Origin of the sequence: Maribacter luteocoastalis (genome assembly GCF_048890225.1) — a bacterium.
GTDB lineage: Bacteria > Bacteroidota > Bacteroidia > Flavobacteriales > Flavobacteriaceae > Maribacter > Maribacter luteocoastalis.
This window is the reverse complement of the sequence record NZ_JBMFZG010000005.1, coordinates 22,673-46,288: the sequence shown is the minus strand read 5'-3', so window position 1 is coordinate 46,288 and position 23,616 is coordinate 22,673. Positions and strand designations below refer to the sequence as shown.

The 23,616-nt window shown below is 36.2% G+C and carries 29 protein-coding genes and 5 tRNA genes; 22 read left to right on the top strand and 12 right to left on the bottom strand.

The window, feature by feature from the left end; translation table 11 throughout:
• Nucleotides 1-2: 2 nt before the first annotated feature.
• The 12 genes from ACOCEA_RS10875 to ACOCEA_RS10820 form a co-directional block, all read right to left on the bottom strand.
• Nucleotides 3-1,502, bottom strand: coding sequence for a M20/M25/M40 family metallo-hydrolase (locus tag ACOCEA_RS10875; RefSeq protein ID WP_420756269.1), 1,500 nt, complete (start codon nucleotides 1,500-1,502; stop codon nucleotides 3-5).
• Between the two features lie 66 nt (nucleotides 1,503-1,568).
• Nucleotides 1,569-1,784 carry a hypothetical protein gene (locus ACOCEA_RS10870; RefSeq protein ID WP_420756268.1) on the bottom strand — a complete coding sequence of 72 codons (216 nt, stop codon included), beginning with the start codon at nucleotides 1,782-1,784 and terminating at the stop codon, nucleotides 1,569-1,571.
• 1 nt (nucleotide 1,785) lies between these two features.
• Nucleotides 1,786-2,550, bottom strand: coding sequence for a tryptophan synthase subunit alpha (trpA, locus tag ACOCEA_RS10865; protein WP_420756267.1), 765 nt, complete (start codon nucleotides 2,548-2,550; stop codon nucleotides 1,786-1,788).
• A gap of 3 nt (nucleotides 2,551-2,553) precedes the next feature.
• Entirely contained in the window at nucleotides 2,554-3,738 is a 1,185-nt protein-coding gene (gene trpB / locus ACOCEA_RS10860; protein ID WP_420756266.1) for a tryptophan synthase subunit beta, read from the bottom strand.
• The gene (locus ACOCEA_RS10855; RefSeq protein ID WP_420756265.1) at nucleotides 3,738-4,397 is read right to left on the bottom strand and encodes a phosphoribosylanthranilate isomerase; all 660 of its coding nucleotides are present in this window, start codon (nucleotides 4,395-4,397) and stop codon (nucleotides 3,738-3,740) included. Before ACOCEA_RS10855 ends, trpB begins: the two co-directional genes overlap by 1 nt.
• Nucleotides 4,394-5,179, bottom strand: coding sequence for an indole-3-glycerol phosphate synthase TrpC (gene trpC / locus ACOCEA_RS10850; RefSeq protein WP_420756264.1), 786 nt, complete (start codon nucleotides 5,177-5,179; stop codon nucleotides 4,394-4,396). Before trpC ends, ACOCEA_RS10855 begins: the two co-directional genes overlap by 4 nt.
• On the bottom strand, nucleotides 5,176-6,171 hold the full coding sequence (trpD, locus tag ACOCEA_RS10845; protein ID WP_420756263.1) for an anthranilate phosphoribosyltransferase: 996 nt from the start codon (nucleotides 6,169-6,171) through the stop codon (nucleotides 5,176-5,178). Before trpD ends, trpC begins: the two co-directional genes overlap by 4 nt.
• Entirely contained in the window at nucleotides 6,168-6,734 is a 567-nt protein-coding gene (locus ACOCEA_RS10840) for an anthranilate synthase component II (protein WP_420756262.1), read from the bottom strand. Before ACOCEA_RS10840 ends, trpD begins: the two co-directional genes overlap by 4 nt.
• Entirely contained in the window at nucleotides 6,735-8,132 is a 1,398-nt protein-coding gene (locus ACOCEA_RS10835) for an anthranilate synthase component I family protein (RefSeq protein ID WP_420756261.1), read from the bottom strand.
• A 248-nt stretch (nucleotides 8,133-8,380) separates the two neighbouring features.
• On the bottom strand, nucleotides 8,381-8,962 hold the full coding sequence (locus ACOCEA_RS10830) for a YceI family protein (protein WP_420756260.1): 582 nt from the start codon (nucleotides 8,960-8,962) through the stop codon (nucleotides 8,381-8,383).
• A gap of 35 nt (nucleotides 8,963-8,997) precedes the next feature.
• On the bottom strand, nucleotides 8,998-9,630 hold the full coding sequence (locus ACOCEA_RS10825; protein WP_420756259.1) for an NAD(P)H-dependent oxidoreductase: 633 nt from the start codon (nucleotides 9,628-9,630) through the stop codon (nucleotides 8,998-9,000).
• Between the two features lie 8 nt (nucleotides 9,631-9,638).
• Nucleotides 9,639-10,085: a MarR family winged helix-turn-helix transcriptional regulator gene (locus ACOCEA_RS10820; RefSeq protein ID WP_420756258.1), complete on the bottom strand. Its 447-nt coding sequence runs from the start codon at nucleotides 10,083-10,085 to the stop codon at nucleotides 9,639-9,641.
• Nucleotides 10,086-10,217: 132 nt separating this feature from the next.
• Here ACOCEA_RS10820 and ACOCEA_RS10815 point away from each other — a divergent pair, with 132 nt between their 5' ends.
• From ACOCEA_RS10815 to rplL, 22 genes are all read left to right on the top strand, one after another.
• The gene (locus ACOCEA_RS10815; protein ID WP_420756257.1) at nucleotides 10,218-10,529 is read left to right on the top strand and encodes a rhodanese-like domain-containing protein; all 312 of its coding nucleotides are present in this window, start codon (nucleotides 10,218-10,220) and stop codon (nucleotides 10,527-10,529) included.
• 58 nt (nucleotides 10,530-10,587) lie between these two features.
• The gene (locus ACOCEA_RS10810; RefSeq protein ID WP_420756256.1) at nucleotides 10,588-11,868 is read left to right on the top strand and encodes a DUF2851 family protein; all 1,281 of its coding nucleotides are present in this window, start codon (nucleotides 10,588-10,590) and stop codon (nucleotides 11,866-11,868) included.
• A 10-nt stretch (nucleotides 11,869-11,878) separates the two neighbouring features.
• Nucleotides 11,879-12,106: a PspC domain-containing protein gene (locus ACOCEA_RS10805; protein WP_420756255.1), complete on the top strand. Its 228-nt coding sequence runs from the start codon at nucleotides 11,879-11,881 to the stop codon at nucleotides 12,104-12,106.
• A gap of 3 nt (nucleotides 12,107-12,109) precedes the next feature.
• On the top strand, nucleotides 12,110-13,117 hold the full coding sequence (locus ACOCEA_RS10800; RefSeq protein WP_420756254.1) for a potassium channel family protein: 1,008 nt from the start codon (nucleotides 12,110-12,112) through the stop codon (nucleotides 13,115-13,117).
• Nucleotides 13,118-13,199: 82 nt separating this feature from the next.
• Nucleotides 13,200-14,879 (top strand): alanine/glycine:cation symporter family protein, encoded by a 1,680-nt coding sequence (locus ACOCEA_RS10795; protein WP_420756253.1) that lies wholly within the window; start codon nucleotides 13,200-13,202, stop codon nucleotides 14,877-14,879.
• A gap of 12 nt (nucleotides 14,880-14,891) precedes the next feature.
• The gene (locus tag ACOCEA_RS10790; protein ID WP_420756252.1) at nucleotides 14,892-15,776 is read left to right on the top strand and encodes a ComEA family DNA-binding protein; all 885 of its coding nucleotides are present in this window, start codon (nucleotides 14,892-14,894) and stop codon (nucleotides 15,774-15,776) included.
• A 4-nt stretch (nucleotides 15,777-15,780) separates the two neighbouring features.
• On the top strand, nucleotides 15,781-16,950 hold the full coding sequence (locus ACOCEA_RS10785) for an acyl-CoA dehydrogenase family protein (protein WP_420756251.1): 1,170 nt from the start codon (nucleotides 15,781-15,783) through the stop codon (nucleotides 16,948-16,950).
• A 101-nt stretch (nucleotides 16,951-17,051) separates the two neighbouring features.
• Entirely contained in the window at nucleotides 17,052-17,246 is a 195-nt protein-coding gene (gene rpsU, locus ACOCEA_RS10780) for a 30S ribosomal protein S21 (RefSeq protein ID WP_420756250.1), read from the top strand.
• Nucleotides 17,247-17,335: 89 nt separating this feature from the next.
• The gene (locus ACOCEA_RS10775; protein ID WP_420756249.1) at nucleotides 17,336-18,229 is read left to right on the top strand and encodes a tyrosine-type recombinase/integrase; all 894 of its coding nucleotides are present in this window, start codon (nucleotides 17,336-17,338) and stop codon (nucleotides 18,227-18,229) included.
• A 50-nt stretch (nucleotides 18,230-18,279) separates the two neighbouring features.
• Nucleotides 18,280-18,582 carry an HPF/RaiA family ribosome-associated protein gene (locus ACOCEA_RS10770; RefSeq protein WP_420756248.1) on the top strand — a complete coding sequence of 101 codons (303 nt, stop codon included), beginning with the start codon at nucleotides 18,280-18,282 and terminating at the stop codon, nucleotides 18,580-18,582.
• Between the two features lie 101 nt (nucleotides 18,583-18,683).
• Nucleotides 18,684-18,757, top strand: a tRNA-Thr gene (locus ACOCEA_RS10765).
• A 27-nt stretch (nucleotides 18,758-18,784) separates the two neighbouring features.
• Nucleotides 18,785-18,866, top strand: a tRNA-Tyr gene (locus ACOCEA_RS10760).
• Nucleotides 18,867-18,914: 48 nt separating this feature from the next.
• Nucleotides 18,915-18,987, top strand: a tRNA-Gly gene (locus tag ACOCEA_RS10755).
• 81 nt (nucleotides 18,988-19,068) lie between these two features.
• Nucleotides 19,069-19,140: transfer RNA gene (locus ACOCEA_RS10750), tRNA-Thr, on the top strand.
• Nucleotides 19,141-19,195: 55 nt separating this feature from the next.
• Nucleotides 19,196-20,383 carry an elongation factor Tu gene (gene tuf / locus ACOCEA_RS10745; RefSeq protein WP_420756247.1) on the top strand — a complete coding sequence of 396 codons (1,188 nt, stop codon included), beginning with the start codon at nucleotides 19,196-19,198 and terminating at the stop codon, nucleotides 20,381-20,383.
• Nucleotides 20,384-20,492: 109 nt separating this feature from the next.
• Nucleotides 20,493-20,568, top strand: a tRNA-Trp gene (locus tag ACOCEA_RS10740).
• A 51-nt stretch (nucleotides 20,569-20,619) separates the two neighbouring features.
• Entirely contained in the window at nucleotides 20,620-20,808 is a 189-nt protein-coding gene (secE, locus tag ACOCEA_RS10735; protein WP_420756246.1) for a preprotein translocase subunit SecE, read from the top strand.
• Between the two features lie 10 nt (nucleotides 20,809-20,818).
• Nucleotides 20,819-21,370 carry a transcription termination/antitermination protein NusG gene (gene nusG, locus ACOCEA_RS10730; RefSeq protein WP_420756245.1) on the top strand — a complete coding sequence of 184 codons (552 nt, stop codon included), beginning with the start codon at nucleotides 20,819-20,821 and terminating at the stop codon, nucleotides 21,368-21,370.
• Nucleotides 21,371-21,437: 67 nt separating this feature from the next.
• Nucleotides 21,438-21,875 (top strand): 50S ribosomal protein L11, encoded by a 438-nt coding sequence (rplK, locus tag ACOCEA_RS10725; protein WP_420756244.1) that lies wholly within the window; start codon nucleotides 21,438-21,440, stop codon nucleotides 21,873-21,875.
• A gap of 19 nt (nucleotides 21,876-21,894) precedes the next feature.
• Nucleotides 21,895-22,584 carry a 50S ribosomal protein L1 gene (gene rplA / locus ACOCEA_RS10720; RefSeq protein ID WP_420756243.1) on the top strand — a complete coding sequence of 230 codons (690 nt, stop codon included), beginning with the start codon at nucleotides 21,895-21,897 and terminating at the stop codon, nucleotides 22,582-22,584.
• Between the two features lie 25 nt (nucleotides 22,585-22,609).
• Nucleotides 22,610-23,125, top strand: coding sequence for a 50S ribosomal protein L10 (gene rplJ, locus ACOCEA_RS10715; RefSeq protein ID WP_420756242.1), 516 nt, complete (start codon nucleotides 22,610-22,612; stop codon nucleotides 23,123-23,125).
• 48 nt (nucleotides 23,126-23,173) lie between these two features.
• The gene (rplL, locus tag ACOCEA_RS10710; RefSeq protein WP_420756241.1) at nucleotides 23,174-23,554 is read left to right on the top strand and encodes a 50S ribosomal protein L7/L12; all 381 of its coding nucleotides are present in this window, start codon (nucleotides 23,174-23,176) and stop codon (nucleotides 23,552-23,554) included.
• Nucleotides 23,555-23,616: the final 62 nt, after the last annotated feature.

Genomic DNA, 23,616 nt, shown 5'->3' with positions numbered 1-23,616 from the left:
TTTTAGTTAATAGAACTACTAAGTATGCTATAAAAAGTCTGGATCCCATAGGCAATTTGACCTATTCTTAAATTTTCATTTGGACTATGTTGATTATTATCTGGGTTTACCATTGGAACTATAAATGCAGGTATCTTAAGTTCATTTACAAATGGCGAAATGGGTACCGTACCTCCCATAATTCTAATTTGGACAATATCATCCTTGAATTTGTTCTTCAGCGTATTTACTAGAAAATTACCATACCCATTATCTAAATCAGTTCTAAAAGCGTCTGTAACAGTACCTTCCTTTAGCATAACTATTTTATCGTGTGCCAATCTTTCTTCTTTGGTAGGTACGTCATCTGTAATAAAAAAGCCTTGGTCTTTAATATGTTTTTTTACAAGCGATTTTAAACGGTCGCCATCAGATTCTGGTACCAATCTTAAATCTAGCTCAGCCGTTGCGGTTGCAGGTACAATAGTTCTGGTCTGATTGCCAATCCATCCAGAACCTAATCCACGTAAATTTAAACTCGGATATTGTAATGCTTCTTGATAAAACGACCCTACTTTATCGGCGGTTTTAAACTGTAATCTTTCTGAAATTTCTTGGTCGCTATCTGGAACACTTTTTAAAATATTTTGTGTGGTTTCATCAAAATGGATGCCTTCATAATAACCTGGAATTGTTACTCGGCCATCTTTGTCTTTCATGGTAGCCAGTAATTGTGCCAACCAAAACCCTGGGTTTGGGGCATAGTTTCCATAATGCCCGCTATGTTGGGGTTTTATAGGGCCAAACGTAGTTAGGGAAAGGGTGGTTATGCCACGGCAACCATATATAATGGTTGGTTGTCCGGAAACATGTACTGGGCCATCATTGATTACTAGAAAATCTGCCATTAATAATTCACGGTAATCCTTAACCGCTTTGGCTAAAGGTTTGCTGCTCTTTTCTTCCTCACTATCCAATATTACCTTTACATTAAATGGTACGGTAACGTTATTTTTCTTTAATAAATCAATAGCATTTAAAAACATGACAATAGGGCCCTTGTCATCTGAAGTAGACCTGCCGAACAAACGCCAGTTATAATTTATATCATTATTTAGGCTATCAAATGACTCCTGTTTCCATTGATCGCCATCCTTTGATTTTAAAACAGTTTCGTAGGGGTTGGATTGATCCCATTTTGTGGCATCTACAGATTGCCCGTCTAAATGCATGTAAAACAATATGGTTGGCTTACTGTCATCCATAGGTAATGCGGCAAAGAATAAGGGCAAATTTTCGGTTTCCAGAATACTAGTGTTAAATCCTCTACCACTAAATTTATTTTTAAGCCACATTAAATTGGCATCAATGTCATCTGCATTCAACGCGTCGTTGGGTAAGGCAACAAAATCCCTTAGCTCATCAATACTGTGACGTACTTGTGATTTTATTACTGTAGAATCTTGTGCATTAAGAACACAATTGATGGCAAGTAACAAAATCGGAAAAAGTAATTTTTTCATAAATCTGAAATAGTGGAATAGCTAGAAAAGTATTGTATAAAAACGAGTTCTACAAGGCTATTGTGTTTATTTTTTTAAAAGAGTAAGTGTAATCTTTCTTAGCAATATAATAAATGGAGAACCATGTAGTAGAACATCAAACCAATCCATGAATTGCATTCCGTTTGCACCACCAGCAATCCATTTAAGTTTCCCCCATAAATGAGGTTCAGGAAAAAATGGTGCCAAACCTAAGGTTAGGCAAAGTAATATGATCAGTTTCCAATTATTTAAAAAGTCCATTTTATCTAATAGATTTTATAAAAGCGTTTGTTTGATTGGCACCATATTCTGTAAGATGTTTTATAAAAGCAGAACCAATAATAGCGCCTTTTGCAGTTTTGGTTGCTTGTTTAAAAGTTTCGGCGTCCTTAATTCCAAAACCAACAATTTGTGGGTTTGAGAGTTTGAGCGAGTCAATTCTTTCAAAATAGGCCTCTTGTTCTTTGCCAAATCCAGATTTGGATCCTGTGACACTGGCAGAGCTTACCATATAAATAAAACCATCCGATGCGGCATCAATTTGCCTAATACGTTCGTCACTGGTTTGGGGTGTAATTAAAAAAACATTTACCAAGTTATATTTTTTAAAAATTGCATCATATTCATCTTGGTAAATAGCTAAGGGCAAATCGGGCATAATGATTCCGTCGATCCCAATTTCTTGGCATTTAGCACAAAATTCCTCTACGCCATATTGCAACATTGGGTTAAAATAACCCATTAAAATTAAGGGAATAGAGACGGATTTTCGTATGTCCTTCAATTGCTCAAAAAGCAATCTAGTGGTCATGCCATTTTTTAAGGCAGCCGTAGAACTTTCTTGTATGGTAGGGCCGTCAGCAAGTGGGTCACTAAAAGGCAATCCAATTTCAATCATGTCCACACCACTTTTTTCCAAATCTTGAATAATCTTTACGGTATCTGATAATTGTGGATACCCTGCGGTGAAATATATGGATAGCAGTTTGCCTTCTGCATGTAGTCTTTTGTGTATTCTATTTTCCATGTGCTATGCTAACTTAAAATAATCTATGTACGTGTTTAGATCCTTATCTCCCCGCCCAGATAAACTTATAACTACAATATCATCTGGTTGAAATGTTTTATACTTAAAAATGGCAAATGCATGACCTGTTTCAATGGCAGGTATGATACCCTCTAATTTGGAAAGTTCTAGGCCTGCGGCCATTGCATCATCATCCGTTGCGGAATAAAACTCAGCCCTTCCAGATTTATATAAATGCGCATGCATAGGGCCAACGCCTGGGTAATCTAGACCTGCAGATATGGAATAGGGTTCGGTAATTTGCCCATCGGCAGTTTGCATCAACATGGTTTTGCAACCATGTATTATGCCTATTTTTCCTAAAGCTGATGTTGCGGCACTTTCGCCGGAGTCAATACCTTTTCCTGCCGCTTCTACAGCAATAATGCCTACTTCCGGTTGGTCAAGAAAGTGGTAATAGGTGCCCGCGGCATTACTGCCACCACCAATGCAGGCTACCACATAATCTGGGTTTTCACGGCCTTCTTTTTCTTTCAATTGCCATTTGATTTCTTCGGAAATAACGGACTGGAAACGAGTTACCATATCAGGGTAGGGGTGCGGTCCAATGGCAGAACCAATAATGTAATGTGTGTCTACCGGATTATTTATCCAATCCCTAATCGCTTCGTTGGTGGCATCCTTTAAGGTGCGGCTGCCAGATTTGGCAGGTCTTACTTCTGCACCAAGCATTTTCATTCTAGCCACATTTGGTGCCTGTCTTGCAATGTCTATCTCACCCATATAAACAATACATTCCATACCCATTAGGGCACATACAGTAGCGGTAGCCACCCCATGTTGCCCAGCACCGGTTTCGGCAATGATACGTGATTTACCCAAGCGTTTCGCCATTAATATCTGGCCAATGGTATTGTTTACTTTATGCGCCCCAGTATGGTTTAGATCCTCCCGTTTTAAATAAATTTTGGTATCGTATTTTTCTGAAAGACGTTTGGCAAAGTAAAGTGGGGATGGTCTTCCTACATAATCCTTTAAAAGTTGATTAAATTCTTCTTTAAAAGATTCCTCATTCATTATGGTTAAATACTTTTGCCGTAGTTCCTCTACGTTAGGGTATAACATTTCTGGAATAAATGCCCCTCCAAATTCTCCGTAAAACCCTTTTTCGTCTGCGTTGTAGCCCATTAGTTTTCCGTTAGTATTTTTTTAAAATTTTTAATTTTTTCAATGTCCTTTAACCCTGGTTCAATCTCGAATTTGCTATTAACATCTATGGCATAACAATATTTAGATTCTGGCAGGGTCAAAAAATGTTTAAGTTCGTCTGTGTTTTCCAAGCCAATACCGCCACTTAAAAAATACGGTTTTGTAGAAGGGTAGTTTTTTAAGACAGACCAATCAAAAGCATATCCGTTGCCGCCAGGTAATTTCCCTTTTGTATCGAACAAGAAGTAATCACACACATCCTCGAATAGTGCCAACTTATCAAAATCAAAATTATCCTTTATGGAAAAAACTTTGATAATGTCAAAATGAACTTTATCAAATTGGTGTTCACTAATTTTATGCTCAATAATCACCTCTTTCAATGCCTTGCAATAGGTGGCACTTTCATTCCCATGTAATTGTACACCATTAAGATCGTAATGCAAAATTGCCTCTACAATTTTAGGTATGGACTCATCTACGAAAACCCCTATTCTTTTAATCCCATCAGGGATATCAGGTATTTTTCCATGAAAAAACCTTGATGAAGGTTCCCAAAAGATAAAACCTAGATAGTTCGGTTTTATGGCCGCAACTTCTAAAATATTGGAATTCATTCCACACACCTTTAGTTTCATGCCTTAAGGTTATTTATAAATTCAGTTGCGCTTTTACCCGGCTTGTCAGTTTTCATAAAGTTCTCTCCAATTAAAAATCCTTGAAATCCATAATCTTTCAAATCTTTAATGGCTTCAATGGAACTAATACCACTTTCTGAAACCTTTACAAAATCATCAGGAATTATATGGGATAAGGTCTTACTTGTTTCTAAACTTACCTCAAAAGTCTTAAGGTTTCTATTATTTACCCCAAGCATGTCCAAACTTGGCATAATGGATTTATGAAGTTCTTCTTCATTATGTACTTCTAACAAAACATCTAGCCCAAGACTTTTGGCAAATGTGGAAAACATCTTTATTTCGGTTTTTGATAAAATGGCGGCTATTAATAAAATAGCATCCGCACCGTAGGCTTTCGCCTCAATAATTTGAAACTCATCAATTATAAACTCCTTGCGAAGTAAAGGCATAGTTACCGATGCCCTTGCCAATAATAAGTCCTCTAATGAGCCGCCAAAATATTTAATATCTGTCAATACACTCATTCCACAGGCACCAGCATTTTGATATCCTTTGGCTACCTGGCCTACATTAGTGTTTTGGTTTATTGTTGATTTAGACGGGGAACGTCTTTTATGTTCAGCAATGATTCCTGTTGTACTTTGTTGTAAAGCATTGGACAAGGAGGTACACTCTCTCTCAAAAAGCAGGTGTTTTTCTAATTGAGTGGTACTAAGAATTATTTTCTTTAACTCGACTTCCTTACGTTTGTCGGCCACTATTTTATCTAAAATATTCATTGGGCACTTATTGCTTGTAATTTTTTTAATGCTTCTAACCCTTTACCACTTAATAATGATTCCTTGGCTCTTTCAAAGCCTTGAATTGGCGTAATACCATCTACTGTGCTAATGGCAATTCCCGCATTGGCACATACTACGTTATTTTGTGCATCTGTACCTTTACCATGTAATACATTTAAGAAAATCTGCGCAGATGCCGCAACATCTTCACCACCCACAATATCTTTTGCAGCTATACTTGAAACACCAAAATCCGATGGCTTTAAAATAGCTTCTGAATTATTGGAAATGGTTTTTGTATCACCAGTTAAACTTATTTCATCATAACCGTCTAAGGCATGTAACACTGTAAAGTTCTTATCTGTATTTTGATACAGATATCCATACATTCTTGCCAGTTCTAGATTAAAAACTCCCACCATTTGATTTTTAGGGAAAGCTGGGTTGACCATAGGCCCCAACATATTAAAAAATGTTTTCACGGCCAATTCCCTACGTATAGGGGCAACATTTTTCATAGCCGGATGAAACAATGGAGCATGTAAGACACAAATACCAGCCTCATCTATAGATTTCTTAAGAAAATCTGATTCATTACTAAATTTAATACCCAGAAATTCCATCACATTGCTACTTCCACATTTGGAAGAAACCCCGTAATTACCATGCTTAGTAACTTTTACACCGGCACCCGCAGTTACAAATGAGGATAATGTGGAGATATTAAAGGTATCCTTGCCATCACCACCTGTTCCACAAAGGTCAATAGGGTTATATTCAGATAAATCTATTGCCAAACAAAGTTCTAATAACGCATCTCGGAAACCTTCTAATTCCTCAATGGTGACACTTCTCATCATGTATACCGTTAAGAAGGCGGCTATTTGACTCGGATTGTACTCGCCTTTTGCAATATTTACCAATACCTGCTTTGCATCTTCTTTGGCAAGTATTTCGTGATTGATAAGTTTGTTTAAAATCGCTTTCATTTCTTCAACCAGTTTTTAAGCATTTGTTTCCCTTCCGGTGTTAAAACCGATTCTGGGTGAAACTGTACTGCCCTTATATCATATATCTTATGTCTCAATGACATTATTTGTCCATTTTCATCAAAAGAAGTGGCCTCTAATTCTTGAGGTAGATTTGGATCAACTACCCATGAATGATATCTGCCTACTTTAATTTCTTTAGGTAATCCATCAAAAATATAATCGTCTTTTACAATATTTATTTTAGTGGATATACCATGATAAACTTGATCTAGGTTTATAAGGCTCCCACCAAAAACTTCGGCAATGGCTTGTTGTCCCAAACAAACCCCAAATATTCTTTTTGAGGAGGCGTATTTTTCTATAATAGGTTTTAACAACCCTGCTTCATCAGGAATTCCTGGACCTGGGGATAGCACAATTTCGTTAAAAGACGCCACTTCTTCTAAGGATAATTGATCGTTACGTTTTACCACAACCTCACAATCCAAATCCTCTAGATAGTGCACGAGGTTATACGTGAAGCTATCATAATTGTCTATCATTAATATCTTTCTTCCCATTTAGATAGTTTCAGCAATTTCTAGGGCTTTATTCAATGCGCCTAATTTATTATATGTTTCTTGTAATTCGTCTGCAGGGTCAGATGCCGCTACCAGTCCTGCTCCGGCTTGAAAATGTAATTCGTGATTTTTACTTAAGAATGTGCGAATCATAATAGCATGGTTAAAATTACCATTGAAATCCATAAATCCTATAGCACCACCATAATAACCTCTACTTGTTTTTTCATATTTCTCTATAAGTTGCATAGCCATATGTTTTGGTGCACCACTTAATGTTCCAGCAGGGAACGTGTCTGCTACAATCTTTAAGGTAGAAATATCAGATTTTTTTACTCCGGTTACTTTGGAAACCAGATGTATGACATGTGAGAAATATTGAACTTCACGATAGGTGTCTACCTGGACCATATTTCCATTTCTGCTTAAATCGTTCCTTGCCAAATCTACCAACATAACATGTTCGCTGTTTTCTTTTTTATCGTTTGCTAGTTGTTTGGCCAGCTCAGCATCTTTCTCATCGTTTCCTGTACGTTTGTAGGTGCCGGCAATAGGGTGTATTTCTGCTTTACCATCTTTTACTATTAACTGAGCCTCGGGTGAACTGCCAAATATTTTAAAATCACCGTAATCAAAAAAGAATAGATAAGGAGAAGGATTAATAGAGCGTAAGGCCCTATATACGTTAAACTCATCCCCCTTGAATCCTTGGGAAAATCGCCTTGACAAAACAAGTTGAAAAACATCGCCCCGCTGGCAATGTTTTTTTGCCAATGCCACCTGATCCTCGTATTCTTCGTCGTGCAAATTAGTTTTCACAGCACCTTCCTTGGAAAAATTATATGAAGCAAATGTTCTTACCTTTAACACCTGTTCCAATTCAGGAATATTATTTTCAGACTCAAAACAGTGGGCAAACAAGTAGGCCTCATTCTTAAAATGATTTATGGCAATAATATTCTGATATACTGCATAATAGATATCCGGTATGGTAACGGAACCATCTTTTTTTGAAATTTTAATGTCTTCAAAATAACGTACCGCATCATAGGCCATAAAACCAAAAAGACCGTTGGTTATAAATTTAAAATCTTGGTTGGTAACCTTGAATTTTTTAGCAAAGGCATCAATCTCATTTGGTATGTCGGTTTCTGAAGAAATTTCTATAATTTCTTTAGTGCCATCTGGAAATTCCTTTGTGATTAGTTCATCCTGTACCTTAATATGTGCTATGGGGTTACAGCAGATATAAGAAAAACTGTTGTCATTGGCATGGTAATCACTACTCTCCAATAGTATACTATTAGGGAATTTATCCCTGATCTTTAAATACACACTGACGGGGGTAATGGTGTCTGCCAGAATTTTTTTTGAATGTGTTGTTAATGTAAATGACATATAAACTGCTATAAATTAAAAAAGGCCTGTCGTGATGACAAGCCTCTATATTATTATTAATGGAGTACTAGCTCACGAATGTTGCCGTAAGTTGTTCCACCACCAAGAATTTTTCATTGTTTTCATTGCCTCAAATATAAAAAGGAAATTTAAAGGAGCAAATTTTTTCATTAAAAATTAAAAATCCCTTTGAAATAATTTCAAAGGGATTTTTAAACACTAAACCTGATAAGTGGTTAACTGGCAATTTACAAAGCCAAATCAACAACTAAATCAAATTCGTCATATATGGTTTTATCACCTAAGTCATCAAAGAAACTTCCTGAGCCATAACGAACATCATACTCAGCTCTATCTACTTTTAAGGTAGCGGTTGCTTTATTTTCGTATATTGATACTACAAAGGTTACAGGCTTTGTGGTCTCTTTAATAGTTAAGTTTCCAGTTACTGAGTAAGAATTTTTGTTCATTAACTCAACAGAAGTGAAAACTAATTTAGCGGTAGGATGAGAAGCAACGCCAAAGAAATCATCAGATTTTAAGTGACCTTCCAATTTTTCCTTACCACTTCCTGCTTCCATATCGGAATTGTTAATAGAAGTCATATCCACAACAAATTCGCCACCGGTTAGCTTTTTTCCATCCATTATAAGATATCCCGATTTTAAGGCTATAGTTCCTTCATGGGATCCGGTTACCTTATACCCTTTCCAAGTAACTGTACTTTCACTTACCTTGACTTCTTTTTTTTCATCATTAATTGGGGTACTTGCGGTTGCAGAAAATCCTAAAACTACTGCTAGAGCTAAACTTAAAACTGTTTTTTTCATAATTTTTAATTTAAATGTAATTGTTATTAGTCTGTTTATATGTGTGTGAATAATTGTTCTTTAGAATATCTTACTTTAGGAAAATGCTGTGTATCGTCATCTTTGGATCGGTATCCAACGGCTAATACTACAGTTGAACTTAAATTTTTCTTATCCAGACCTAATATCTGATCATATTTTTCCTTTTCAAAACCTTCCATGGGGCAGGTGTCAATTTGTAATTCTGCAGCTACCGTCATTAAATTGCCTAGCGCCAAGTAAACTTGTTTTGAGGTCCAATTGTCTTTTTGGTCATCAGTAAGTGTCATTAAATTGGATTTCATAAAATCAGAATACCCTTTAATGGCTTCTTCCTTAAGACCTCTTGTTGCCATCACATTTTTTAAGTAATCATCAACTAATTCTTCACCAAACGTTTCTTTATTAGCAAAAACAATAAGGTGGGAAGCCTCAGTGATCTGGGACTGATTCCATGAAAAAGGTTGTAATTGTTTTCTGATTTTAGGGTTTTCAACGATAAAGATATGGTAAGGTTGTAAACCGTAAGATGAAGCACTTAGCCTTGTTGCTTCTACTAGTGTTTCCAAATCCTTGTCACTAATTTTTTTTGTGTCGTCAAATTTTTTAGTGGCATAGCGCCAGTTCAAATCGTCTATTATTTTGTTCATGTTATTATTTAGATTTTATCAAATAATCTGTTTAGTTCAATAAGTTCTTCATCTGAGAAATTACTCAAAATCCGATTTTCAGATTCAATTATTATGCCATCAATTTCAGTAAGAATATCCAAGCCTTTAGCTGTTATTTGTATTTCAACCTTTCTCCTGTTTTGTTTACATATGGTTCTACTAACATATCCCTTAAGCAGTAATTTGTCAACCAGCCTTGTGGTATTGCTCATTTTAGTTACCATTCGTTCGTTGATGGTACAAAGGTTGGCAGGTTTATTATTTTGACCTCTTAAAATTCGCAAAACATTGAATTGTTGAATAGAAAGTTCAAAGGGCTTTAAACAATTAGTTATTTCTTCATTTATTTTATTGTAAATCAATGATAAATGTATAATTGTCCTTTGTCTTAAAGGAATTTTTCTATTTGTTTTAATAGTCTCTTCTACATTCATGTACTTACAACAATTGTATATACAAATGTATGTGAATTATTCTTGTCAAAAATATTTTTGAGGATTAAATTTTTGTTAAAGTAATTCTGACGGATTTGTTTAAATCTTTTATTTTTGAAAAAAAAATAAATTATGGCGGATTTATCACAAGAAGAATGGGCATCACAATTAGAACAAGATGATAATGCATTTATATTGGATGTACGTACCGAAGAGGAGGTAGAAGATGGTTTTATTCCCAATTCAAAAAATATCGATATTTATTTAGGTCAAGGTTTTATAGAAGAATTGGAGAAATTGGATAAGACTAAGAACTATTACGTTTATTGTAGAAGCGGGAATAGAAGTGGTCAGGCTTGCGCCATAATGAATAGCCTAGGTTTTGAAAATGCCTTTAATCTAGAAGGTGGTTTTATGAACTGGGAAGGAGATGTTGAAGAATAATTTACTGAAAAACAAGAATAGATGACCCGCTTTACAGCGGGTTTTTTATTTTTAGGGGATGAGGGAAGAATTCTTACATTACATCTGGAAGTTTAGAAAGTTTCCAGTCTCTAATCTTCAGACCACAGAAGGTGAGCCAATTTTAATTGAAAATGTAGGTTCGCACAACCTCTTAAGCGGACCTGATTTTTTTAATGCTCGATTACAGGTTGGGGAGCAAATTTGGGCTGGCAATGTAGAGATACACATTTATGCCTCTGATTGGTATACCCACAATCATCAAGACGACCCAAAGTATGATTCTATAATCCTTCACGTGGTTTGGGAAGATGATGTTTCTATATATAGAAAGGATTGCTCAGTGATACCTACCTTGCAGCTAAAGGATTATATCAATTCTGAGTTATTCAATTCCTATCAAAAATTATTTGATGAAAGGAAAAATAAGTTCATTAGCTGCGAAGCTGATATTGCCTCCATTCCGTCTTTCACAATTAATAATTGGTTAGAACGTCTCTATTTTGAAAGGCTTGAAAATAAATCCAATTTGATATTGGACTTATTACAGCAATCTAACAATGATTGGGAAAAGGTACTTTTTATATTGCTGTTAAAGAATTTTGGCTCAAAGATTAATGGTAATTTATTTTTTGAAATAGGTAAATCAATAGATTTTAAAATTATCAGGCAATTATACAATAAGGAAGATGAGCTAGAAGCACTTTTTTTTGGTAGTGCAGGTTTGTTGAAGTCAGAAAAGGCAGTAGACCCGTTTTATGCGAATCAAAAGCAAAATTATAATTTTCTTGCCCATAAATACACGCTAAAACCTGTTATTGGTAACGGAGCGGAATTTTTTAAACTAAGACCTCTCAATTTTCCCACAATACGACTGTCACAGGTAGCCCAACTATATGCCTCAAATAATAATTTGTTTCAAACAGTAATGTCTGCTTCGGTAGCTGAACTTTATCAGTTTTTAAAAGTAACTACAGGTGTATATTGGGAAACCCATTACACTTTTGGTAAAAAGTCTACTACCAGTGTTAAAAGTACATCAAAGAAGTTTATTGATCTATTGATTATCAATACCATACTGCCGTTAAAATTTTGCTACTTGAAATATAAAGGAGAACCATTTAATGAGCATATAATCAATACGATTGTTCAGATTACCAATGAAGAGAATAATATCATTGGTAATTATCGGGATTTGGGGGTTTCGGTAACCAATGCAAGAGATAGTCAGGCGGTTTTAGAACTGTATGCCAATTATTGTAAGAAAAACAAATGTCTTCAATGTGCGGTAGGTACAAGTTTATTGAATTTAAAGCCCTAATTTTATATTTATGAAAAGGTTTTATAGTTTATTGCATTATCTTCAAAAAAGGGGATTTGAGGTATGTGGTAGAATTGCGGAGCGACTTGGGATTAGGGCACGCGTTGTTCGTACATCATTCATATATCTCACTTTTGTAACTCTTGGTTTTGGGTTTGCCCTTTACCTTTTTTTGGCGTTTTGGCTTAAGATTAAAGATTTGATCTATACCAAGCGTACATCTGTTTTTGATCTTTAAAATATGATAAAACTATTTCGCTCCAAAATATATTTAGCACTGTTCTTAATGGTCGCTGTATTGATATTCGGTGTCATGGGATATCGGTTTATCTCGGATTATTCATGGATAGATGCTTTTTATATGACGATCATTACGGTAACTACCGTAGGATTTTCGGAAGTAAGGCCCATGGGACCAGAAGGAAAGATTTTTACTGTTTTCCTGATTATTACAAGTGTCTTTATAGTTGGTTTTGCAATTTCTGTAATAACCGAATATATTCTTAGTAGAAACTCCGTACAACTATTAAAAAAAAAGAAAGTGAAAAATAGTATTGATAAATTAATCAACCATGTGGTTGTTTGTGGTTTTGGACGAAATGGAATGCAAGCGGCCGAAAGGTTAAAGGCATACAAAAAACCTTTTGTTGTTATAGAAAAAGATAAGGAGGTTATTGAAAGGTATGATAATGAGGTTTTGTTTATTGAAGGTGATGCAAATGATGATGAAGTGCTTATTTCTGCAGGCATAGAACGGGCTCAATATTTAATCGCAACTTTACCCGACGATGCCGCAAACTTGTTCGTGGTACTATCTGCTAGACAATTGAATAAAGGATTATTCATTATCAGTAGGGCTTCTTTGGTAACTTCTCAAAAGAAATTGTTTTTGGCGGGAGCAGATAAAGTCATAATGCCAGACAAGATAGGTGGGGATCATATGGCATCTTTGGTAGTCATGCCAGATTTGATAACTTTTATGGATAAATTATCTATGGAAGGTGAGCACACCATTAATTTAGAAGAGGTGGCCATAGAAGACTTTGCCAATAAGGTAGATTGTAATTCTATTAGGGATTTAGACTTAAGAAGAAAAACAGGATGTACAATTATTGGGTACATTGCACCAGAAGGGGAATATATCATTAACCCCGAGGCTGATTTGGTATTGCGCCCAAATAGTAAGGTAATTGTTTTGGGAAGGCCAGAGCAGATTAGGAAACTAAATGAAATGTTCCATATTCAATAAGGAACTCATACATATATTTGATTGCCTACATTATTTTTAGGATATTGCATAACTAACTAACTCAAAAATCATAGATAATATTATGAAGTATAGACTTCTTACCTTACTTACCGTAGTCATGCCTTTGTTTTCTTTTTCCCAGGAAAAAGGTTTGGATGAGAAAATTGATGAAGCATTTAAACCTGTATCAGATTTTTTCTCAAATGTAATTTTCTTCGAAATAGCAGGTACTCCTTTTGTTTTACTTTTACTGGTGGCAAGTGCCGCTTTTTTTACGGTTTATTTTGGCTTTCCAAACATCAGATATTTTGGCAAGGCCATCAACACGGTGAGAGGTAAATATGAGGATATTGAAAAACATGGTGCTAAAGAATTATATGGGGAAGATGGCATTGCCCAAGGTCAAGATTTAACTAATGTTGATATTGAGGAACATTTGGTGAGTTTGGATGACGACTTGGCTATTGATGGTGATATAGTAGATACTATAAGGGATGAGAGCTCTGAAGGAGAGGTAAGTCACTTCCAAGCTTTGGCAACCGCTGTTTCAGGAACGGTGGGTAATGGTAATATTGCTGGTGTTGCCTTAGCTATTGCCTTAGGTGGTCCAGGAGCTACATTTTGGATGGTGGTCTGTGGATTATTGGGAATGTCTACAAAATTTGTTGAATGTACCCTTGGAGTGCAATACAGGGATGTTGGTGAGGACGGTACAGTTTATGGCGGCCCTATGTATTACTTAAGCAAAGGTCTTAAGCAAAAAGGTTTTGCCACACTGGGGAAAATAACCGCTGTAATATTCGCTATCTTTTGTATCGGAGGCTCGTTTGGTGGAGGTAATGCTGCACAATCAAATCAAGCAACTATTGTGCTGAAAGAAATGTTTAATTTAGAAAGTGCGGGAGCAGGATTTTGGATTGGGGTTGTCTTGGCGTTATTAGTGGGTATCATTATAATTGGAGGGATCAAAAGAATCGCATCCGTAACAGAAAAGGTCGTGCCATTTATGGCGGTAATGTACGTTCTGGCCTGTCTTTATATTATTGGGAGCAATTATTCATTTATTGATGATGCAATAGCATTAATTTTTAAGGAAGCATTTAATCCAACAGCAATTGGTGTTGGTGGTTTTATCGGCGTTTTGTTGGTTGGTTTTAAACGTGCTGCTTTTTCCAATGAAGCAGGAGCGGGTTCTGCTTCCATTGCGCATTCAGCGGTTAGAACCAAGTATTCTGCAAGTGAAGGATTGGTTGCATTGTTGGAGCCTTTTATTGATACGGTTTTAATTTGTACCATGACCGCTTTGGTAATCATCATATTTAACTTTGGAGGTTTCTTTGAGTATGGAGGAGATGGTTCTGGAGTCGTTTTTATAGATGGGATGCCGTTTGAAGGAGCTGGCATAACTTCTAAGGCTTTTGCAGAATATATACCTTACTCTAATGTTTTCTTAACCATTGCTGTAGTATTGTTTGCAGTATCGACCATGATTTCTTGGTCTTATTATGGATTGCAGTCTTGGAAGTATTTATTTGGGAGGGGTAAAGTGGCTGACCTAGTTTATAAATTACTCTTCTTAACCTTCGTTATAATAGGTGCGGCAGCTAGTATGGGATCTATTTGGGATTTTTCGGATGCCATGATTTTTGCCATGGTATTTCCAAATATGATTGGTTTGTTCTTCTTGTTTCCAGTGGTGAAAAAGCAATTGAATAGATATTTAGATGCTATTAAGTTAAAAACAGATGCTATAGAAGATTAGATTAAGTATACAATGAGTTTTATAAAATCCCACTTTAAGTTCACCAAGCAAGAACAAAGTGGGATTTTTTATTTACTTCTGTTACTCGTAATCATTCAAGTGGGATATTTTGTATACAATAGGTATACTAGTGCCCCAGACCCACCTTTGACTCTGGATGTTGAGAAACAACTGCAAGTAACGTTGTTAAAACAACAAGCCCTAAAAAAGGATACACTTAAAGTTTATCCCTTTAATCCCAATTTTATATCTGATTATAAAGGATATACTTTGGGGATGTCCTTAGATGAAATAGATCGTCTTCATGCATTTAGGGCCACAAATAAGTTTGTGAATTCTAATGAGGAATTTCAACTGGTGACCAAGATTTCAGATTCTCTTTTGATAGAAATTTCACCTTTTTTCAAATTTCCAGATTGGATAAAAAACAGCGCTACTCCATTCATCAAAAAATTGAGTCATGATAAAAAGGAAAAATCGAGTACTACCTCGGTAATAACCGATTTGAATTCTGCTACAGCAGACGAGTTGCAAAGGGTATATGGTATTGGTGATAAACTATCTATAAGAATTATAAAATTTAGGGATAGATTGGGAGGTTTTTTACTAGATGACCAATTATCAGATGTTTATGGTCTGGATCCTGAAGTGGCGAAAAGAATTCTAAAGCAATTTAAAGTGATTAAAATACCTCAAATTGAAAAAATAAATGTGAATTCTGCAACGGTTGAAGAGTTGTCAAAATTAGTATATCTGCAAAAACATGTTGCCCAAGGTATAGTGGATTATAGGAATATCAATGGAACTATCCTTTCTCTTGATGAACTGACAAAAGTCAACGATTTTCCTAAGGATCGTATTGATAGAATTGCACTATATTTGTCCCTCAAAAAATAATGCTATGCAGAGTATGTACTTCAAGGAAGAACATCAATTATTTAGGCAAAGTCTGAAAGACTTTTTACAGAAGGAAGTTGTTCCAAATATTGAGGATTGGGAGGCATCGGGTACCATTGATCGCTCTATTTGGAAAAAGTTTGGAGATATGGGGTATTTTGGCTTGGCAACCCCAGAAAAAGATGGTGGTTTAGGTTTGGATTTATTTTATACCGTTATTCTCCTGGAGGAATTACAGAAAATCAACTCTGGTGGTTTTGCGGCGGCTATATGGGCGCACGGCTATTTAGCCATGACCCATTTGAACAAGGAAGCAGATGTGAATATTAAGAAGTTATATTTAGAACCCAGCGTTCTTGGGGATAAAGTTGGCTGCCTTTGTGTTAGTGAGCCTTTTGGAGGAAGTGATGTTGCTGGAATGCGCACAACAGCTATAAAGGATGGTGATCGTTATATTCTTAATGGGTCTAAAACTTTTATTACGAATGGTGTTTATGCAGATTATATGGTTGTTGCGGCCAAGACCAAACCATCTTTAGGAAATAAGGGAATAAGCATTTTTGTGGTAGATAGAAATAGCAAGGGGGTTACGGCGAATAAATTGAACAAGTTGGGATGGAGAGCTTCCGATACCGCAGAACTAGCGTTTGACAATGTCATTATTCCTGCTACGAACCTCATGGGCGAGGAGAATAAAGGATTCTCATACATTATGGAGCATTTTGCCCTTGAGCGATTGGTAATGGGTATAAATGCGCATGCCAGAGCTGAGTATGCCTTGGAGTATGCATTGAACTATATGTCTGAACGGGAAGCTTTTGGTCAAAAGATAAACAAATTTCAAGCCTTACGCCATAAGGTGGCAGATTTATATGCAGATATGGAAATGTGCAAGGAATTTAATTATTCCGTTGCCTTTAAGTTGGATAAAGGGCATTATGTAGTTAAGGAAGCTACAATTTCTAAATTGAAATCTACCAAAATGGCCGATGAGGTTATTTATGAGTGTCTTCAATTTTTAGGTGGTTATGGTTATATTGAAGATTATCCTATGGCAAGGCTACTTCGTGATAGTCGTTTGGGACCAATTGGTGGTGGTACATCTGAGATTTTAAGGGAGATAATTGCTAAAATAGTCATAGATAAAAAAGAATATAGACCTTTGACGGTTTAATATTTAGTTAGTTTATTAATAAATGTCAATATTTGATTGGTAATTGCAAATTAGTTTTTATATTTGCGGCCCTAATCACTAAAGAAAGGAGGTTGTAGCCCATGTTAATTATACCAGTAAAAGAAGGAGAAAACATAGATAGAGCTTTAAAACGTTTTAAGCGTAAGTTCGATAAGACAGGTACAATGAGACAGTTGAGAAAACGTCAGCAGTTTAATAAACCTTCAGTAGAACGAAGAGCTCAAATTCAAAAAGCACAGTATATACAAGGTTTAAGAGACCAAGAGGAAATTTAGGTCTTTATATTGAATTATAAAATCCCGCATTAAGCGGGATTTTTTTTGCACTATACCCAAATGCATCGTAACAATTGGTAAATTTGGTTATGTCTTTAGACCATTTTGTTTCCTATCTTTCCCTTGAAAAGAACTATTCCCAGCATACGGTTAAGGCGTACCAAACAGACATTGGGGAATTTTCCGAGTTTTGTCAAGGCGCATATGGGATAGTTGAGATTAATAATGTGGCTTACGGTATAATTAGGTCATGGATAATATCAATGTCAGAAAAGGACATTGGTAATCGGTCAATAAATAGAAAAATTGCTTCACTTAAAGCATATTATAAGTTTCTTCAAAAGATTGGAGTTCTGGAATCCAGTCCATTGGTTAAGCATAGGGCCTTAAAAACACCTAAGAAAATAGAAATTCCTTTTTCGGAACAAGAAATGGAAATGGTGCTTTCTAATATAGAATATCCCGTGGGTTTTGAAGGTATTCGGGATAAACTTTTAATACACATTTTGTACGCAACAGGCATGCGAAGGGCCGAGTTGGTAAATCTTAAAGTATCTGATGTGGATTTTTATCAAAACAACATAAAAGTTTTGGGGAAGCGAAATAAAGAAAGGATTGTGCCTATGCTAATGGAGACCAAAGCTTATTTTCAAGATTATTTAATGGAGCGTAATAAGTTGGAAACCATTAAGGACAAAGAATTTTTATTTCTTTCAAAGGCAGGCAATAAAATATATGAAACCCTTGTTTATAGAATAATAAATAAGTATTTTAGAAAGGTGTCTTCCAAGACAAAAAAGAGTCCACATGTCTTAAGGCACACTTTTGCCACGCATCTATTAAATAAAGGTGCGGATTTAAATGCTGTCAAGGAATTATTAGGGCATTCCAGTTTGGCGTCAACGCAGGTCTATACGCATAATAGTATAGCGGAGTTGAAGAAAGTTCACCAACTGTCCCATCCTAGAGCAAAGAAACGATAGAAATTATTTAATCAGTTCTTTATTTGTAAGGAACGCAAAACTGTTAGCTTATGAAAGTATACGCACAATCAGTAAATTTTAATGCCGATGTAAAGTTGATTAACTTTTTACAAAACAGGTTGGATAAGTTAGAAACCTTTTATGATAAGGTTATAAGTTCAGATGTGTATTTAAAACTGGGCAATACAAGTGCAAAAGAAAATAAGATTGTTGAAATTAAACTAAACGTGCCTAAAGATAAATTTATGGTTAAGAAGCAGTGCAAGTCTTTTGAAGAGGCTGTAGATGTGGCATGTAGTTCTTTGGAAAGAAGGTTAAAAAAGAGAAAAGAAAAATTACGTATAAAAGTGTAGAAAAATTTTTCAAAAATTGTTTTGAATAAACAAATAAATCTATACATTTGCAGTCCGTTAGAAATAGCGGACTTTTTTATGCCTCAAAAGGTGTTAAAAGTGCCGATGTAGCTCAGCTGGCTAGAGCAGCTGATTTGTAATCAGCAGGTCGTGGGTTCGAGTCCCTCCATCGGCTCCTAAGTTCTTAAAATACTGGTTATATGGGGAGATACTCAAGCGGCCAACGAGGGCAGACTGTAAATCTGCTGACTACGTCTTCGCAGGTTCGAATCCTGCTCTCCCCACTTTAACTTAACCTTGGTATTTTGCGTTGTTTTGATTTTGAAGTATAAGCGGGAGTAGCTCAGTTGGTAGAGCGTCAGCCTTCCAAGCTGAATGTCGCCGGTTCGAACCCGGTCTCCCGCTCTATTTTATTTGACATTATTATGTCATTCCTGCGAAGGCAGGAACCCTTCCTTTTTTATTTGGATCGGTTCAACACTTTACGCCGGTGTAGCTCAGGGGTAGAGCGTTTCCTTGGTAAGGAAGAGGTCACGAGTTCAAATCTCGTCATTGGCTCAATTAAGGTATAAATTTGTACACTAATATAAACTAAGATTAAAATTCATTAAATATGGCTAAGGCAACTTTTGATCGTTCCAAACCGCACTTAAATATTGGTACCATTGGACACGTAGATCACGGTAAAACTACATTGACTGCTGCTATTACAACTGTTTTGGCAAATGCAGGTCTTTCAGAAATGAGAAGTTTCGATTCTATCGATAATGCTCCGGAAGAAAAAGAAAGAGGTATTACTATTAATACGTCTCACGTAGAATATTCTACTGCTAATCGTCACTATGCACACGTTGACTGTCCAGGTCACGCGGATTATGTGAAGAACATGGTAACTGGTGCTGCTCAAATGGATGGCGCTATTTTGGTTGTTGCTGCTACAGATGGTCCAATGCCACAAACTCGTGAGCACATCCTTTTAGGGCGTCAGGTAGGTATTCCTAGAATGGTTGTTTTCTTGAATAAAGTTGACATGGTTGATGACGAGGAGCTTTTGGAATTAGTTGAAATGGAAGTAAGGGAATTGCTTTCTTTCTACGAATATGACGGTGATAATGGTCCAGTAATTTCAGGTTCTGCATTAGGTGCCTTGAATGGTGAGCAAAAATGGGTTGATACGGTTATGGAATTGATGGAGGCTGTTGATAACTGGATCGAACTTCCTAAAAGGGATGTTGATAAAGATTTCTTGATGCCTGTTGAAGATGTATTTACGATTACAGGTCGTGGTACTGTTGCTACTGGTAGAATTGAAACTGGTATTGCAAATACTGGTGATGGTGTTGACATTATTGGTATGGGAGCTGAAAAATTAACTTCGACTATTACTGGGGTTGAAATGTTCCGTAAGATATTAGATAGGGGTGAAGCTGGTGATAACGTTGGTATCTTGTTGAGAGGTATTGAAAAATCCCAAATTAGCCGTGGTATGGTTATCTGTAAGCCAGGCTCCGTTAAGCCACATGCTAAATTCGAAGCTGAGGTTTATATCCTTAAAAAAGAAGAAGGTGGTCGTCACACACCATTCCATAACAACTATCGTCCACAGTTCTATGTTAGAACAACGGATGTGACTGGAAACATTGCGCTTCCATCAGGTGTTGAGATGGTTATGCCAGGTGATAACCTTACAATTACTGTTGAGTTGATTCAGCCTATCGCTTTAAGTGTTGGTCTTCGTTTCGCTATCCGTGAAGGTGGTAGAACAGTAGGTGCTGGTCAGGTTACTAAAATCTTGGATTAATCCATAAATAAAGTTATTGCATTGTAAGGGTGTTCCGTTAAAAAACGGGATACCTTTCAATGTAAATATAAATGAGTGCTTTTAGGTTTTTTCTTAAAGTAATTCATATACGGGTGTAGCTCAGTTGGTAGAGCACTGGTCTCCAAAACCAGGTGTCGGGAGTTCGAGTCTCTCCTCCCGTGCCAGTAAGGGATATGGATTGATCCCATATGTTGAAATATTAAAAAAGAGTTGAAATGTTCACATATATAAAAGAGTCGGTTGAAGAATTGAGGAACAATGTTACGTTGCCTTCCCGTGCCGAATCATCTAATTTGATGGTGATAGTGGCCGTTTTTTCAATTTTGTTTGCCTTGGCAACTTGGGGTGTAGATTCCTTGTTAAGTAAAGTAATAAAAATATATTTCAACTACGTATTAAACTAATTTTAGCTCAATGTCAGAAGTTTTAGATAAGAAATGGTATGTAGTAAGAGCTGTAAGTGGTCAGGAGAATAAAATCAAAGGCTATATTGAGAGTGAGGTAGAGCGTCATGGTTTTTCTGATTATCTAGATGAAGTATTGGTTCCCACCGAGAAAGTAATTCAAATCAGAAACGGTAAGAAAATAAATAAGGAAAGAGTTTATTTTCCCGGGTATATTATGGTAAAAGCCAATTTGGGTGGAGAAATGGTGCATATTATTCGTTCCATTACCAATGTAATTGGGTTTTTAGGTGAAACCAAAGGTGGTGATCCAGTTCCTTTAAGAAAATCTGAAGTGAACAGAATGCTAGGTAAGGTTGATGAGTTAGCTGTGAATACAGATAGTGTTGCTATACCTTTTGTTTTTGGCGAAACCGTAAAGGTAATTGACGGACCTTTCAATGGTTTCAATGGTACGGTTGAGAAGATTAACGAAGAAAAGCGTAAACTGGAGGTGATGGTTAAGATTTTTGGAAGAAAAACACCATTGGAGCTAAGTTATATGCAAGTAGAAAAAATTTAATAATAATTGTTACATATTTAAAAGTTGTGTTGCTTCCATTGACACGCTTTCAATTTAATTTTAAACAATGGCAAAAGAAATAGGTAAAGTAGTTAAACTACAAGTTAGGGGAGGTGCAGCGAATCCGTCGCCACCGGTTGGACCCGCCTTAGGTGCTGCCGGTGTTAACATCATGGAGTTCTGTAAGCAGTTCAATGCGCGTACACAGGATAAGCCAGGTAAAGTTTTACCAGTTGTTATCACCGTATATAAAGACAAGTCATTTGACTTTGTTGTAAAAACACCACCAGCGGCAGTTCAGCTATTGGAAGCAGCTAAGATTAAAAAAGGATCTGGCGAACCTAACAGAGTAAAATTGGGTAGTGTAACCTGGGACCAAATCAAGGCAATCGCCGAAGATAAAATGGTTGACCTTAATGCGTTTACGGTAGAATCTGCAATGAGTATGATTGCTGGTACTGCACGTTCAATGGGTATGAAGGTGGCAGGCAAAAGACCTTTTTAAAATCTTTAAAAGCAATTAAATGGCAAAGTTAACAAAGAAGCAAAAAGAGGCGCATTCCAAAATTCAAAAGGATAAATTATATTCTTTAGAGGAAGCTTCTGCTTTAGTGAAAGAAATAACCAATACTAAATTTGATGCATCTGTAGATTTGGCTGTTCGTTTGGGTGTAGATCCAAGAAAAGCAAATCAAATGGTTCGTGGGGTTGTTACACTTCCTCATGGAACAGGTAAAGATGTAAAGGTTTTGGCATTGGTTACCCCAGATAAGGAAGCCGAGGCTCAAGAAGCTGGTGCTGACTATGTTGGATTAGATGAATATTTGGATAAAATTAAAAACGGTTGGACTGATGTAGATGTAATTATCACTATGCCAAGCGTAATGGGTAAATTGGGGCCTTTAGGGCGTGTTTTAGGTCCAAGAGGTTTAATGCCCAATCCAAAAACAGGTACTGTGACTATGGATGTGGCCAAGGCTGTAACTGAGGTTAAAGCAGGTAAAATAGATTTTAAGGTAGACAAAACCGGTATTGTACATGCTGCAATTGGTAAAGCTTCTTTTTCTGCAGATAAATTGGCAGGAAATGCAAAGGAGTTATTGGAAACTTTAAATAAGCTAAAACCTACGGCTGCTAAAGGGGTATATATGAAGAGTATATTCATGTCTAGTACCATGAGTCCAAGTGTTCAATTAGACCCTAAGTCAGTTTAAGTACTGCTAGTTAAAAATTTCAATTATGACAAGAGAAGAAAAAGCAACGGTTATACAGGATTTGACTACGCAGTTGGCAGATAATTCTATCATTTATTTGGCAGATATATCTGGTATGGATGCAACAGCAACCTCTGATTTAAGAAGAGCTTGTTTTAAGGCTAACATAAAACTTGCAGTAGTTAAAAATACATTGCTTGCTAAAGCAATGGAAGCCTCTGAAAAGGAATTTGGTGAATTACCAGAAGTGTTAAAGGGAAATACATCTTTAATGTTTTCGGAAGTTGGCAATGGTCCAGCAAAATTAATTAAGAATTTCAGAAAGAAAACACAAAAGCCTTTATTAAAAGGTGCTTTTGTGGAAGAGGCAATTTACATTGGTGATGAAAACTTGGATGCTCTTGTGAGTATTAAGTCTAAGGAAGAAATGATTGGCGAGATTATTGGATTATTACAATCTCCAGCCAAAAATGTTATTTCTGGACTTAAATCTGGTGGTGGTAAACTAGCAGGTATCCTTAAGACATTATCAGAAAAATAAGTACGCACTAAAAACTAAATATTTTAAAATTTTATTAAACGATAGAAAATGGCAGATTTAAAAGATTTCGCAGAACAATTAGTTAACCTTACGGTAAAAGAAGTAAATGAGTTGGCTGATATTTTAAAAGAAGAATACGGTATAGAGCCTGCTGCTGCTGCAGTAGCTGTTGCCGCTGGTGGTGGTGCAGCTGACGCTGGTGAAGCTGCTGAGGAAAAATCAGAATTTGATGTAATTTTGACTGCAGCTGGTAGTTCTAAATTAGCAGTAGTAAAATTAGTTAAGGAATTAACTGGTTTAGGATTAAAAGATGCTAAGGACATCGTAGATAGCGCACCAAAAGCTGTTAAAGAAGGTGTTTCTAAAGACGAGGCTGAAGGAATCAAAAAATCATTGGAAGAAGCTGGAGCAGAAGTTGAGCTTAAATAATAGCAACAACAATAATGTTTTTGGTTTAGGTCTTTCCACTTTGTGTGGATAGACCTAAGCCT